The organism is Vallitalea okinawensis, assembly GCF_002964605.1.
In the GTDB taxonomy this organism is placed as follows: domain Bacteria; phylum Bacillota; class Clostridia; order Lachnospirales; family PQDH01; genus Vallitalea_A; species Vallitalea_A okinawensis.
The window spans coordinates 657,399-671,601 of sequence record NZ_PQDH01000003.1 but is presented as its reverse complement, the minus strand read 5'-3'; the positions used below and the strand labels follow the sequence as shown (position 1 = coordinate 671,601).

Below are 14,203 nucleotides of genomic sequence, written 5' to 3'. Positions count from 1 at the left end.
TAAATTGCTACTATTTACAACCTACCTACATATCATGTATAATTTGTAATAAGTGTAACGAGACAATAGCTAATTGCTTTGAAAGAAAATGCCAGAAATGCAAGAGTGTTGATCGTTCTTACAATAGAAAAAGGTAACACACGGACGACAAGTTAAGAATTCAACAGACGACTGAATCGTTTGATTTGTTTACTAACAGATACATAATCATACATAACAAGGTAGACGAAATTGAAATTTAGTACTTACATCGATAAAAACTATATAAACTGATGAACGCTATTGACTTTAAGTATATGAATATTAGAAGTACTTGATCAATAGCTCTTATTTTATAATAGCTAATAGATTTAAATGTCTTTGCAAATCCATCACTTATCAAATTGTTTTTGCAAGGGGTTCGTGAGTATTCCTTTTGGGTCAAGCTCACCCTTATCGATTCATTAACCAAGTCACAAGCCTGCATTAGGCGCTCGGAGGGTTACGATTATGAGCAGACCTTAAATGATGTCACAAACATATGAACGTTATTTGAAAATATGAAACTCTTTACTAGCATTTAGGAGGAATTTTGGAGGTATATTATGAATCATTTAGAACTCGATGGTATTGTTACAGGATTTGTTATAGGGAGTCAATTCATTGATTGCATTATCAAAGACAAAATTGTAAGAGTAGATAAGACTTCTCAACAAGTCGTTAAATCAAGCATAGTATTTGAGAAGGAAGGATTCGCAAGGGACATGATTGCAGATGAGACACGATTATTCATTCGTGATTTTTACACATTGTATATATTGAATCGAAATGATTTTTCATTGCTTGCGATACTACAATTAGGTACAGATTTAAAGAGCGATATTTGCGGTATGGAAATTGATGAGGATTATATATATGCGTGCATAAGAAATGGCCAGATTAAGAAGATTAATTTAAACACTTATAATATCGAATCAACTACCGAATACGATTCAGGTAGTATATGGGATATACGTGTAGCAGGTGATAAGTTGATTGGAAGTAGCGTTGATGGTCAAATTCTACATATAGATAAAGAATCCATGAATATGGAGAGTGAGTTGAAATTAAGTAGGCAAAATATTGGGAGTATATGTTTGAAAGATAACTACCTTTATACTGCTGGGCAAGACAAAACTATTCATAAAATCGCGCTTGTCAATGGTGATGTTATATTTAAGAAGCGAAATGCTCATAAACGAATGTTTGATTGCATTGATGTGTATAAACATTGGTTTATAACAATATGTTATCCAATGAGTGAATTATGTTTTTGGAATAAGAATACATTTGAGCTAGAGCATAGAATTGAAGTACCATTGAAGCTATCTGGTAGGAATGTGATTAATGATGACAATTTATATATAGCCTCTAGGAATATTGAGGGTCTATATATTATTAATCTAAATGAGCTGGAAATGAGGTATTAAGCCCTTATCAGGGTATGAGCACCTTCTTTTAGGCTAAGGAGTAAGAAGGTTTGATCTTTGCAATATATATGTGATTCATAAGCGGGAGGTATGATAAGTTGAGAATAAAGAAGTATCCTATTATTTTATTACTTGGTTTAATCATTTTAGGTGTATTTGTTATAAGCATGAACTTTAAAGATAAGATTGTAGATAACAGTTGGATTTCTGAGTTAGGGTATACTGATGATCAAATACATAGTCTTACATTTAATTTTAAAGGAGATAGAGGTTGCCCAGAAATACCAGTTGCATTAAATAATAAAGAGTATCGTTTATTATTTGATACTGGTTGTGGTAGTGGAATAGCCTTAACAAATGTAGTAGAAGATAGCCTTGATTATGAATTAATAGGTAAAGTGCAACAACTTAATAGAGATGGTTCACATAGAGGTTGGTCTAAGCAAGTATTATTAAAGGAGTTAAAGATTTTTGGTGAATCATATAAAAATATTGAGACTGCAATTGTAGATTGGCAGATGAGTTCATCGAAGGAATTTAGTGGTCTGGTTGGTCTAGAATATTTTATTGGTAGAATTATTACGTTAGACTACACTGGATATCAAATGGGTATACGAGGTAATCCAATTGATTATAGTAGTTTAAATAAGAAAGAGTATATCATTTTACCATTACATAAATCTACAGAAGAAAGTCAAAAGAACTTACTTTTCTTTGAAGCAAAATATAAAGGAGAACTTGTTATTGTATATTTAGATACTGGTAAAAATCATTCATTTCTTTATAACCCTAATTCTACTTTTGCAATGGGGGGGAATGTACCAAACCTGAGAAATATTAATATAGAGGTTGGGGATCTAGAGTTAGAACTTTCTGAAATAGGAGAAGTACATGACATTGCACAAGCTCAGGGGTTGCCATATAAGACTATGATAGAGTTAAATTCTGATCAGATTTGGAAAAGCAATTTATTAGTAACATTTGATTTAATTGAAGGAAATATTATCCTTTCTAAAAGATAAGGTTTAACATTCGCTACGCACATTCATTCCCTTAGTGAAATGCTTAGTTGATCAGAATAAATATCAGCAATACATTTAAGTTAGGTGACATAGTGGCTATTTAAGTAGTCTTTATCAGTCAGTTTTATTTGCACAGATATGATAAGAATAATAATTTTTTTATAGGTGGGTTATTATGTTTGAGGGAAGAGAGTATTGGAAAAATTACATGATAAGATGGTTTGGTAAAGAATTAATAGAAAAGTGGAATGATTGGGCTACAGAAGACTATATAAAATCAAACGAAAAAAATATTCATCTGGAAATATATGATACTGGAGATGTTGAAGCAACAACAATAATTTTTTCGCATGGTATTGCTGGTTATGCAAGAGTATTACTTCCATTTATTGTTCCGTTAAGAGAAAAAGGCTATAATCTAGTTATACCTGATTTACGAGGATATGGATATAATGAAGGACTCAAGGGAGATTTTGAATGGAAAGCACATGTTGAAAATTTAATAGATTCAATAAAATATGCAAAAAGAAGATTTAAAGGAAAGATTGTATTAGGAGGAGCAAGTATGGGTGGATCTTTAGCGTATGCAGCAGCATGTCAATATAATGAAATTGATGCTTTAGTTTGTTGGTGCTTATGGGATTTTAGTGATAAAGAATTTATGCTAAAAGAAACCAATACAAAAGGGTTGACCTATTTATTAATACCATTTTTCAAAATTGCTTCATTGTTTTTTGGTAGAGCAAGATTAAAAACATATAAATTAATTTCATATGATACATTAAGTGATTCACAGGAAATGAATGAATTAGTAAAAAGAGATCCACAGGCAGGTACTCATATTACTTTAAGGGGAGCATCTAGTCTAATTTTACAAAGTAAACCAGATAGAAAGCATGAGGACTTTAAATTGCCCGTACTTGTTTTTCAACCAGGTAAAGATGAGATGACTCCTAAGCACTATACAAAAAAGACATTTGAGAAATTAGGATCAGAAATCAAAGAGTATATAGAATTAGAGGGTGCATCACATTTTCCAACACAGAAAGAATACTATTTAAAATGGGCAGAAGAAACAGATAAATTTTTAAAGAATACTATTATAAGCGTACAAAACGACAATTAGATAAAGAGCTATTAGCAGAATAGTTAAAATATGAGGACCTTTTTTGGGTTTTGAAAGGAGATAGATGTGTACAACAGCTATATACAAAAATGAAGCTTTTTATTGTGTATTGTGCTTCAGGTTGTAATGCAAAAAGAATTTCATGAATAAGTCAATGAAATTTTATAAAGAGAGTGATGAAAATGAAGACACCAATATTAAAAACGGATAGATTGATTTTAAGACCATTCAGAGCAGATGATCTAGAGGCTGTATTTCATGGCTGGGAGACAGACCCTGATGTAGCAAGATATATGATGTGGGAAAGTCATGATGACATTAGCAAAACTAAGAATTTTATCAAAATGGAATTACAAAGAATAGATTCAGATGATTGGTATCGTTGGGCTATTGTAATAAAGGAAACAAATCTCCTTATTGGAACATGTCTGATATATTATAAACATGAAACAGATAGTTTTGAAGTGGCATATAACCTAGGGAAAAAGCATTGGGGTCAGGGATATACTACCGAAGCCATGAATGAAGCTATAAAATTTGCTAAGGATTTTTTAGGTATCAAAGAACTTTTAGGAGGGTGCGCTAAAGTAAATGCAGCATCTGAAAAAGTGATGAAGAAATTAGGTTTTACATATGTGAAAGACTGTCCTTACGATTGTGGTGAGGAAATGCAGTTGGAAGGGGTAATATATCGTTTACAGCTATAAGTAATCATTATAAATTATAGGATTTGAATATAGACTGAGTTTAATATTGTAAAGTTTTTTAGCCTAATATTTTGTCTACTTTTTAGTGTTTTATAGGTGGCTGCCGAATTATCCATTGTATAACAAAAGATTTACGCAAGATTCAGAGGGGGATTATAGAGTAGATTGATTTAAGGATAAATAGACTAGATTGGAAGGGTGTTTATGTTATGATAAGCTATATTAATTCGATAGAGAGTGTAAGTACTAAAAACATAAAAGGATTTTTTGTGAATTGGCCTAACCCTCCTTCCACTGAAAAACATTACGAAGTACTGAAAAATAGCTCTTATATTTGGTTAGCATTGGATAATGAAACGAATGATATAGTTGGTTTTGTAACTGCCATATCAGATAATGTACTATCCGCTTACATTCCATTGTTAGAAGTATTACCAGAATACCAAGGAAAAGGGATTGGTACACAATTAGTAAAACTAATGTTAGAGACATTGGAAGATTTTTATATGGTTGATTTACTCTGCGATGAAGACTTAACAGAGTTCTATAGTAAGTTTGGCATGCTTAAAAGCCGAGGAATGGTAATTCGAAATTATGACAAGCAATGTGGCAGATGATAAAACAGAATGATATTATTTTAGATTTATACAAATATTATAATAGTATTGAGTGGTCCTTAAAAAATTACATATTTAGAAACTAACAATATAAATACAAATAATTCATATGATGGTTCTCTCTATGTATCAAAATGGTATGAACGAAATCTAAAAATCTTTTCTAATATACAAGAATTATGTAAAGATTGTGATAGGTTATTTGTAATATATGGAGCAGGTCACCTACAGATTTTAAAAAATTTTATTAATGCAAGTGATAATTTAATGCTTGTAGATGTTTACAGATATCTATAAAGATAAATAAGGTCTATAGAGTTTTAATGAACAAGTGACTAAGATATATGGGGGAAGCTATGAAGAAAAACAAATTAGCTAAGAATATGATCTTTATTGGAATTAATGCAATACTGTTTTTTATTATAACTATTGTATATAAAGATATGCAAAAGGCTATATCACTATACGATATGGTTAAATTGAATCTGAACATAATTTTTATAGGACTAATTCTATTTGCATTTGGGTTATTAATTGAGTATGACAGAATAAACCAAATAATAAAGATGGGGTTTAAAATAAACAGATTAAAATTATTACTAGCCATAATTATGCTAATAATATCCTGTTTGCCATATGGTTTTATATATAACATTAATATAAGTATAGGAGAACTATTGAATGCTAGACCGGTAAGATATCTCTTCAGTATTTGGAGTGGTATATTGGTTGCAAGAGCATTAATGGACAAGGAAATATCATTTTGACTAAAGTAACTATTTGACAGTGTTATTTTTTAGGAGGAACACAGATGAATAGAAAGAAAGGTATTATATTAATATTATTTACTTGTATTATACTTTTGGTAGGAGTATTTTCAGCACATGTTTATGTTGAGGCTGACAGAGATATGTGGGATATATATCGAATTGCATTAGACTCTGCAATGGATATTGACCCAGCACTTAATCATGAAATGAAATATATAGCGATTGATTCTAATTCATTAAAAGAAATGACTCTAAAAGATAAGACTAGAATTTTTACTTATTTTGAAAACAAGTATAATGTGGATGTAATTGAAGCAAGTTATGAGGAATTGAAGGCTGAAGGTCTTGTGAATAAAGATAGTTCAATTGATGGAGTTCTTTTATCAATTGAAAGCTCAAGAATAATTTTCTCTAACGTTTATTTAGAAGGATCTAAATTCAAATCAGGATTAGGGGCTATTGGCTTTAAATCAACGGTATCTTATGTTGGAATTAATAAATGGAAGTTAATAAATAGTAAAATGACTTGGATTAGTTAGTTTTAAAGATTGTGAATGTAATTCTATTGGGCTGTAGTCTTACAGCATATAACAATGATAATTGTTGTTTATCCATGGGCTGATTTGTAATCAAATCGATATCCTGTTTATTATTATACTTATATGAGGTGATAAAATGGCAAAACTACCTATATTAGAAGGGCACATCATACGATTGCGTCCTATGGAAATTGAAAAGGATAAGTATAACTATTATGACGTCTCTTTAGATGAAAAGATGCATAATTGGACTGGCAACACTGTTCCAAAGACAGTAGATGAAATTGAAGCGTTATTAAGAGTATATGAAAAGGTACTCAATGTATGGATGATTGAAGAAAAAGCAAGTAATAAGGTCATTGGCATGATGAGGCTGTCTTTTCCAGAAGTACATAATGGAGAATTAGTAGCTGGAGATTCTCAAAGACTCCATTCTAATTACTGGAGAAAAGGACATATGAAAGAAGCACGACAACTTATGTATCACTATGCTTTTGATACGTTAGGTGTAGACATGCTCATAGCTGATGCCTTAAAGGACAATATAAATTCTTGTAAGTCCTTAGAATCGGTAGGTTATGAATTGTACAATACTAAAGAAGAGTTCTTTGAAAAAAAAGGTGAAAACCTTATGAAGCATTTCTATAAATTAACCAAAGAAAAATGGTTAAGTCTTAAAGTGTAATAGAAAAGGAGATTATTTAGGGATGAGCGTGGGGGTGTAAAAGTTTTCTAGGAATTCTACTATGCGGGGATGAGTAATAATGAAGAAGATTTTTTTAGTAGGTACACTTTTTTGCATAATCTGTAGTGCAGGATGTGGTGTAAAAAATGATAATGGGAAAATACAAGATGAAATGCAGGTCTTGGTTGATATTGATACAAGTAACAAGAGTCATCAGGAAATCGCAGTAACTGAAAACCTTATAGAAGGTAAAAGTAATGTTGAGATGCTTTCTAGTGTAGAGAACACTTTATCATTTATTCCTGAAGGTTGGAGTATTGCGAAAAACAATATGGGAGAGTTAGCAGAGGTTGAAGGAGATTTAAATAAGGATGGAATAAATGACAAAGCTATAGTAATTCAAAATAACGCTATAGAAGATCATGCTCAAGATAGAGATTTGCTAATAGCATTTGGCAATTCTGACGGTACGTATGAGTTATCAATAAGAGCTGATAAGGCAATTTTATTATCTAATGAAGGTGGAACTTTTGGAGATCCATTTGAGGGTATTTCAATTGACAGAGGTTCTATACTGTTAAAGTTTTTTGGAGGATCATCTGAAAAATGGTACTATAGATTCAGATTTCGATTTGAAGATAATGGGTGGTATTTAATTGGTGCAACAGAAGGAGGATTAATAAATGTTAACGGTAATATGGAAGATATAAATGAAGATTATAACCTACTAACAGGTGATTACATAATTAATGAACTCGAGGACGGTAAGTTAGTCACTAAAAAAGGTAAAATGGATACTAAAGAGTTGATAGACCTTGAAAATTTTAGTCTTGAATTATACGAAAAAGAATATTAAGCACGGCGAGTACGTAGACCATGTATGAGTCTCCAAAACAGAGGAACGATGATATATTATGAAAACTATAATAGATTTAACACATGATATTAAGAATGGTATGTTTACACATCCATATGATGGTGATGTGAAAGTTTATGAAGATAAGATACTAAGCAGAGATGGGTACTATAATTCTAGACTAGAAACAGGTATGCATGCAGGAACACATATTGATGCCCCAAGACATTTCTTGGAGAGTAATACTTTTATTGGAGCCTTTGAACTTTATAATTTTATTGGAAATGGCTGTCTTTTAGATGTGAGGAATCAAAATCTGATAACGTATAAGGATGAATATGATGAGTTAGTGAAGCATGGCGATATTGTACTATTATACACTGGATTTAGTCAATGGTATGGGACTAGTGAGTATTATGATAATTTTAATAATCATCCTATTGTAGATAAGACGTTAACAGATTTCTTTATAAATAAAAAGATTAAGATACTGGGTATGGATATGCCAAAGCCTGATAACTATCCATTTGAAGTACATAAGCAATTATTTGAAAATGATATTTTTATCATTGAAAACCTTACAAATCTTGATAAGTTATTAAATGTATCAAGGTTTGAAGTGGTTGCATTACCATTAAAAATAAGAGCAGAGGCTAGTATTATCAGAGCAATCGCAATGTACTAATAATACTGGAAATATAATATGCAAGGGGTATTGTTGGGAACAAGAGTAGTTTACGAGATATTAAGGGTCATAAAAATTATGTGTACTAAAGATTATTTATATATGATCAGGAGGCTATTGTATGGAGGATAGTATCATCGCTGATTTAAAAGATCGTTTTGGGTTAACTTGTAATCATATTAATCCAGTAACAGGAGGATGGTTAAATAAGAAATGGAAAGTTTCCACTGAGAAATGCGATTTGCTGGTTAAACAATTCAGCAATAAGCGATTTAGCAGAGATAAATTGAAACTAGTTGAGTCTGCATTGCAACGACAGATTATTCTTAAAAAAAATGGAATTCCCTGTCCAGCTATTTGGCAGTATGGAGGTCACGCCATCCGTCTGTTGGATAATGAAACAGCTTATATGGTTATGGATTTTGACTCGGGAAAGGTTGAAAGCCCTAACACAATAACGATAATGCAAATGCATAGTCTTGGTAGTGCCTGTGGAATGATGCATAAAGCTTTTTCACTACTACCAATGCTTTCCGTTAAAGGGTTTCCCATTAATAACAAACAAGTAATAGATACGCTATGGGCTAACTTTCATGTCTGTATGAAGGATTGTTCATCAAGCACCCCCAATGAATACCAAAAAGCTGTGCTTACGCAAGAGCCTATTTTGAAACAACTTACAAATGATTTTTTTGATAGACTGCCCAAAGGGATTGCTCATGAAGATTTTACATCTGATAATATCTTATTTAATGTAGATTGCGTATCTGCTATCATTGATTTCGACCGCAACCATTACAGCTATATTTGGCATGATATAGGAAGAGCAATACTATCGTTTGCATTGGAAGATAATAGAATGAATATCGAAAAAATATCTGCTTTTCTTGATGGTTATTCCCAGCATTTAATGCTGACGTTGCCTAATATAGCAGACGCTTTGCGGCTTACATGGTGTATTGAAGTACCGTGGTGGATACAACCTGAATATTTTAGAGAAAATAGAGGAAAAGCAGTGCGTTTCAGAGATGAAATACTTTGGTTAACAGAACTCTGGTTTGAGATAGATTCGTTATTATGTTGCTAATTTATCGTTATGTAACAGATAAAGACTAAATATATGCAATGGTATGCAAAAAGGGAGGAAATACATAATGTCAATCAAACCATTATTAAATAACTCATATAGCATTGAGGACTGGAAGGTTAGGAGAAAAGATATAAAAAAGAGGTTTTATGAAATAATAGGTTTTCCTCCATTCGAAAGAAATACTAGAGATATGAAAGTGCTTAAAGAAGAAAAATTGTTAGAATACGATAGATTAAAAATTGAATATATTGTTGGTAAGAATGATAAAGTGTATGCATATTTACTGGTACCTAAAAAACTTGCTAAGAAAAATCCAGCAATTTTAGCTATGCATCAGTTTCAGGAAACGGATTATGGTAAAAATGAGCCTGCTGGAATTGGAGGAGACGAGGAGCTGTTTATTGGACACGAATTAGCTTTAAGAGGATATGTAGTATTAATACCAGATTATTTAACTGCAGGAGAAAGAATATATGGTGATAATATTTTTGACTCTAAGTTATTTTATGATGAATATCCAAAATGGTCAATGATAGGTAAAAACATTGAAGATTCATTCTCAGCTGTAGATATTTTGATGAAACTTGATTATGTTGATGAAAATAATGTAGGAGTTATTGGTCATTCTTTAGGTGGGCACAATTCCATGTTATCATTAGCATTCGATGATAGAGTTAAGGTTGGAGTTAGCAACTGTGGTTTTTCTATTTTAAGTGAAGAAGAAACGGTTATGGAATGGGTAGATGAAACATATAATTTCATGCCATTAATGAAGAATTATCTAGATAATAATGTGGAATTACCATTTGATTTTCATGAAGTAGCAGCCTTAATTTGTCCATGCCCGTGGCTAAATATTTCATCGTATTATGATGGTGCATATGGTAATCAAGAATTTCTGGCGGATGTAGGAAAGATGTTATTTAATGTTTATAAACTACATAATTGCGAAACAAATTTTAGCTATTTATTGCACGGAAATAACCATTCTTATCCTAAGTATGCTAGAGATTTATCATATGGATGGTTAGATAGATATTTAAAGCATGAAGAATGAGAACATTAATTACACCACAGTAAATGATAGTACAATATATTTCCGTTCGGCTACGTACATCTCTTCCCAGGTGTTAGCACCACCTACTAAGAAGAACTTTGTTGAATAAATCAATAGATTTTGGTTTGCTGTATAGTATGTAAAGCTAATAAATTGATATACAATATTGGGGTGTAAATTCAGCGTAAAAATAGTGTTGGAGGGATTAGCGTGATATCAAAGAGACTATATTTACTTATAGTACTTTTTCTGCTATGTACAAGTATTTTTAGTGCATACAAGATAGTAAAATTGAATGATAAATTTCATGAAGCTAAAATAGATTTAAAGGATGTAAGAGAATATAAACTTGGACCAAATATTTCAGAAGTTGAAGGGACGCTTATTACAAGGATGTACTACGGACCTCCGGGTTACGGAGAGGATCCTGATAAGGATGAAAAAGAATATCCATTTATTTTACAACTAGATAATCCAATAAGAGTAGTTATAGAAGAGACAGAAGATTATGGATCATACATAATTGAGATATCAGAAATACAAGTAGTACTGAATAATGAAGAGGAGATCAATATTGTAAAGCTACATAAAGATAAGCATATTAAAATTGAAGGAAAGCTATTTTTATCTTTTACAGGTCACCACCATACTCGTGTATTAATTGAAGTAGAAAATATCGTGGAGTAACTAATTTATAAATTGATTATGTAATTCAAAAACAGGTGCTGATATATTTTGTTGACAACGGTGTTATTAGACAAGAGCATAAAAGATTACCAAGTAATATTAGAAAGATGCTATACCACCTCACTTTATTCTGCATGTCCTGGGCGGATTTAAAGGAAGGTATGTTGGTAATAGGAGAAATAGAAAGGAGTCCAGAATGGAACAAATATTCAATGCAGTTATTAAGTCCAATAGGGTCACATATATTGAATTACCGTTTGATGCTTCTAAAGTATTCAACGTAAAAGGTAAAATACAAGTTTCTGGGGAGCTAAATGGTTGTAGTTATAAGAAATCGTTAATTCCAAGAGGGAATGGTCAATACATATTGACAATTAATAAGACCTTATTAAATGAATCAAGATCAAAAGTTGGAGACAATATTCAAGTATCAATGATGCTAGATAATATTCTGGCACAAAAAGAGCTAGACATCACAGAACATGAAGATGTTGTAAGATGTTTTGAAATGTCTAAGAAGAAAAGAAAATCGGATGAAATCATGAATGTACTAGAGGCAATTTTCACAAGAAGAAGTATACGAAAGTTTACTGGAAAAAAGATTAAAGACGAAGACATATTTACCATAATAAAGGCAGGATGCTATGCACCTTCAGCAGAGAATAAGAGACCATGGGATTTTGTAGTTGTTAGAGAGAAAAAAGCACTTGAGAGCATATCGGTATTTCATCCAAGAGCAAGAATGATAACTCAAGCAGGTTGCGCAATAGTAGTGTGTGGTGATAAAGAAATACAATCACAAATAGGATTTTTAATAGAAGATTGTTCTGCTGCAATTGAAAACATGCTTTTAGCTGCTCATGGACTTAATTTAGGCGCAGTGTGGTGTGGTTTATATCCAATAACCAAGTTTACGAAGCCGATGAAAAACTTATTGGATTTACCAGTAAATATGGTGCCAGTAGGATTAGTGGTTTTGGGTGATATCGATGAAGAGAAAGAAATTGTTTATAGATTTGAAAAGGAAAAGGTACATTTTGAAAAATGGTAAGAGCTGACGTCCTATCGGCTTCTGGCTACGTAGGGTGATACATCGTATAACGATAGACTTAAACGGATTAATTACATTATCTTGATTAAAAAATAATTCTGAGCAAAAGAGATACAATAAAATATCTACATAACAGGGGAAAATTATGAAAAAGAAAATAGATTACCTTACAGAATATGTAAACATTAATGGTATTGACCAATTTTTACTGTACTATCGCAACATGAATTCTGATCTTCCAGTACTTTTGTTTTTACATGGTGGACCTGGAATGTCCGAATCTACCTTTTCCTATGCATTTCAAGAAGAAATATCAGACTTATACACGGTAGTTCATTGGGATCAAAGAGGCGCAGGAAAAACGCTATCAAAAAATAAAAATATTTATCCGACCATAAATGAATTGTTAGATGATTTATATCAAGTTGTAAAATATTTGAAAGAAAAGTATACTAAAGAAAAGGTAGTTATTTTAGGTCATTCTTTTGGAAGTGTCTTAGGAACTCTATTTGTATTGAAACATCCAGAAGATGTATTATATTACATTGGTGCTGGACAAGTAATTAGTCTGACAGAGAATGAAAAAGTTGGCTATGAAAAGCTAAAGGAGCTTATTATTAAATCAGATAACAAAAAAGATCTAGGGAAGCTAAAAAAAATCGGGAAATATCCTAAAAACAAATACGATAAATCAATGATAAAAAAGATTCAAGAGATTAGAATTTTACAAGGAAAGTATAAAATTGGTATGGATTTTATTCCTATTTTAATAACCCTATTCAAGAGTCCTATTTTTCAAGTTTCTGATATCCTAAGTATTGTAAAAGGAATGAGCAATAATAAGCAGTTATTCGAATATCTTTTTTCTCATAGCTTAAATGACGAACATAATTATGAAATTCCTGTATATTATATTGTTGGAGATAGAGACTTTCAAGCCCCAAACACTATAGCAAAATCATATTTTAATACAATAAATGCCCCCAATAAAGAAATTTTTATGATAGAAGATGCTGGACACTTTATGATGCTTGATCAACCAAAATTATTTGCCGAAGCAATGACTAAAATTTGCATGTTAAAGGGAGTTTATGAGTATAATTATTAGTCACAGTCTTTATAAAGCCCACATTAAGTCAATAAAAACATACTGAAGGGGTTCAAGGTTATTAGTAGCTTCCATGTATAACATCGTATAAGAAAAGATCTGTATAAAGTTCTGGCTAGGGTAGTAAAGCCAAAGAGATCACAAGAAAAGCAAAGGAGACAGTAGAATGAAGGATATTAAGGTAGTTATTGAAGAGCCTACTAGAGAAATATTGAAGGATTATAGTAATATATCAATTGAATTTATAGTTGATTCTGAATATACATTTGAATGGCAAAACAATGGATTAGGTGGAATTAAGCTAGTCGAAAAGCATGTTGAGCCTTATACGAAGGATTATGATTCTATAGATGATAATCCAAGTGTACTTATTGATAAGTTTAACTTGAGTAATTGGTGTGTGGTGTCAGTTTTTGATGGAGACAAACAAGCAGGTGGCGCGATAATTGCGTTTAATACTGAAGATATTAATATGCTAGAAGGTAGAGATGATTTAGCTGTTTTATGGGATATTAGAATTAATAAAAACTATAGAAGAATGGGTATAGGAAGTAGAATTATTGATAGGTGTATTGAATGGGCACGAAGTAAGAACTGTACTAGATTTAAGATTGAGACACAGAATAATAATGTTAAGGCATGCAAATTTTATGCTAGTCAGGGTGCTAAATTAAGTAATATTAATAGATATTATTATAAGGAGTATCCAAATGAAATACAGCTAATTTGGAGCATTGATTTATAAAACTGCGGTA

General features: G+C 31.5%; 17 protein-coding genes. All 17 read left to right on the top strand.

Going from position 1 to position 14,203, the window contains the following annotated elements:
- The first annotated feature begins 584 nt into the window (after nucleotides 1-584).
- The 17 genes from C1Y58_RS12725 (at nucleotide 585) to C1Y58_RS12650 (ending at nucleotide 14,193) form a co-directional block, all read left to right on the top strand.
- Nucleotides 585-1,448, top strand: coding sequence for a hypothetical protein (locus C1Y58_RS12725; protein WP_105616421.1), 864 nt, complete (start codon nucleotides 585-587; stop codon nucleotides 1,446-1,448).
- 98 nt (nucleotides 1,449-1,546) lie between these two features.
- Complete coding sequence (locus tag C1Y58_RS12720) at nucleotides 1,547-2,470, top strand: pepsin/retropepsin-like aspartic protease family protein (protein WP_105616420.1); 924 nt, start codon at nucleotides 1,547-1,549, stop codon at nucleotides 2,468-2,470.
- A gap of 175 nt (nucleotides 2,471-2,645) precedes the next feature.
- On the top strand, nucleotides 2,646-3,596 hold the full coding sequence (locus C1Y58_RS12715) for an alpha/beta hydrolase (protein ID WP_105616419.1): 951 nt from the start codon (nucleotides 2,646-2,648) through the stop codon (nucleotides 3,594-3,596).
- Nucleotides 3,597-3,778: 182 nt separating this feature from the next.
- Nucleotides 3,779-4,303 (top strand): GNAT family N-acetyltransferase, encoded by a 525-nt coding sequence (locus C1Y58_RS12710; protein WP_105616418.1) that lies wholly within the window; start codon nucleotides 3,779-3,781, stop codon nucleotides 4,301-4,303.
- A 209-nt stretch (nucleotides 4,304-4,512) separates the two neighbouring features.
- Entirely contained in the window at nucleotides 4,513-4,920 is a 408-nt protein-coding gene (locus C1Y58_RS12705) for a GNAT family N-acetyltransferase (protein ID WP_207655745.1), read from the top strand.
- 66 nt (nucleotides 4,921-4,986) lie between these two features.
- On the top strand, nucleotides 4,987-5,217 hold the full coding sequence (locus tag C1Y58_RS27250) for a DUF5694 domain-containing protein (protein ID WP_408646595.1): 231 nt from the start codon (nucleotides 4,987-4,989) through the stop codon (nucleotides 5,215-5,217).
- Between the two features lie 59 nt (nucleotides 5,218-5,276).
- Nucleotides 5,277-5,687, top strand: a complete 411-nt coding sequence (locus C1Y58_RS12700; RefSeq protein ID WP_105616417.1) for a hypothetical protein — start codon at nucleotides 5,277-5,279, stop codon at nucleotides 5,685-5,687.
- 44 nt (nucleotides 5,688-5,731) lie between these two features.
- Nucleotides 5,732-6,229, top strand: a complete 498-nt coding sequence (locus tag C1Y58_RS12695) for a peptide ABC transporter substrate-binding protein (protein WP_105616416.1) — start codon at nucleotides 5,732-5,734, stop codon at nucleotides 6,227-6,229.
- A gap of 136 nt (nucleotides 6,230-6,365) precedes the next feature.
- A complete protein-coding gene (locus tag C1Y58_RS12690; RefSeq protein WP_105616415.1) occupies nucleotides 6,366-6,914 on the top strand; it encodes a GNAT family N-acetyltransferase in 549 nt (182 codons plus the stop codon).
- Nucleotides 6,915-6,993: 79 nt separating this feature from the next.
- Nucleotides 6,994-7,770, top strand: coding sequence for a hypothetical protein (locus C1Y58_RS12685; protein WP_105616414.1), 777 nt, complete (start codon nucleotides 6,994-6,996; stop codon nucleotides 7,768-7,770).
- 58 nt (nucleotides 7,771-7,828) lie between these two features.
- Complete coding sequence (locus C1Y58_RS12680; RefSeq protein ID WP_105616413.1) at nucleotides 7,829-8,455, top strand: cyclase family protein; 627 nt, start codon at nucleotides 7,829-7,831, stop codon at nucleotides 8,453-8,455.
- A gap of 121 nt (nucleotides 8,456-8,576) precedes the next feature.
- A complete protein-coding gene (locus tag C1Y58_RS12675) occupies nucleotides 8,577-9,542 on the top strand; it encodes a phosphotransferase (protein WP_105616412.1) in 966 nt (321 codons plus the stop codon).
- Between the two features lie 67 nt (nucleotides 9,543-9,609).
- On the top strand, nucleotides 9,610-10,602 hold the full coding sequence (locus tag C1Y58_RS12670) for an alpha/beta hydrolase family protein (protein WP_157950077.1): 993 nt from the start codon (nucleotides 9,610-9,612) through the stop codon (nucleotides 10,600-10,602).
- A 210-nt stretch (nucleotides 10,603-10,812) separates the two neighbouring features.
- Nucleotides 10,813-11,289 (top strand): DUF4431 domain-containing protein, encoded by a 477-nt coding sequence (locus C1Y58_RS12665; protein ID WP_105616410.1) that lies wholly within the window; start codon nucleotides 10,813-10,815, stop codon nucleotides 11,287-11,289.
- 196 nt (nucleotides 11,290-11,485) lie between these two features.
- Nucleotides 11,486-12,340: a nitroreductase family protein gene (locus C1Y58_RS12660; RefSeq protein ID WP_105616409.1), complete on the top strand. Its 855-nt coding sequence runs from the start codon at nucleotides 11,486-11,488 to the stop codon at nucleotides 12,338-12,340.
- A 145-nt stretch (nucleotides 12,341-12,485) separates the two neighbouring features.
- Complete coding sequence (locus C1Y58_RS12655; RefSeq protein WP_105616408.1) at nucleotides 12,486-13,448, top strand: alpha/beta fold hydrolase; 963 nt, start codon at nucleotides 12,486-12,488, stop codon at nucleotides 13,446-13,448.
- Nucleotides 13,449-13,614: 166 nt separating this feature from the next.
- Nucleotides 13,615-14,193, top strand: coding sequence for a GNAT family N-acetyltransferase (locus C1Y58_RS12650; RefSeq protein ID WP_105616407.1), 579 nt, complete (start codon nucleotides 13,615-13,617; stop codon nucleotides 14,191-14,193).
- The last annotated feature ends 10 nt before the right edge of the window (nucleotides 14,194-14,203 follow it).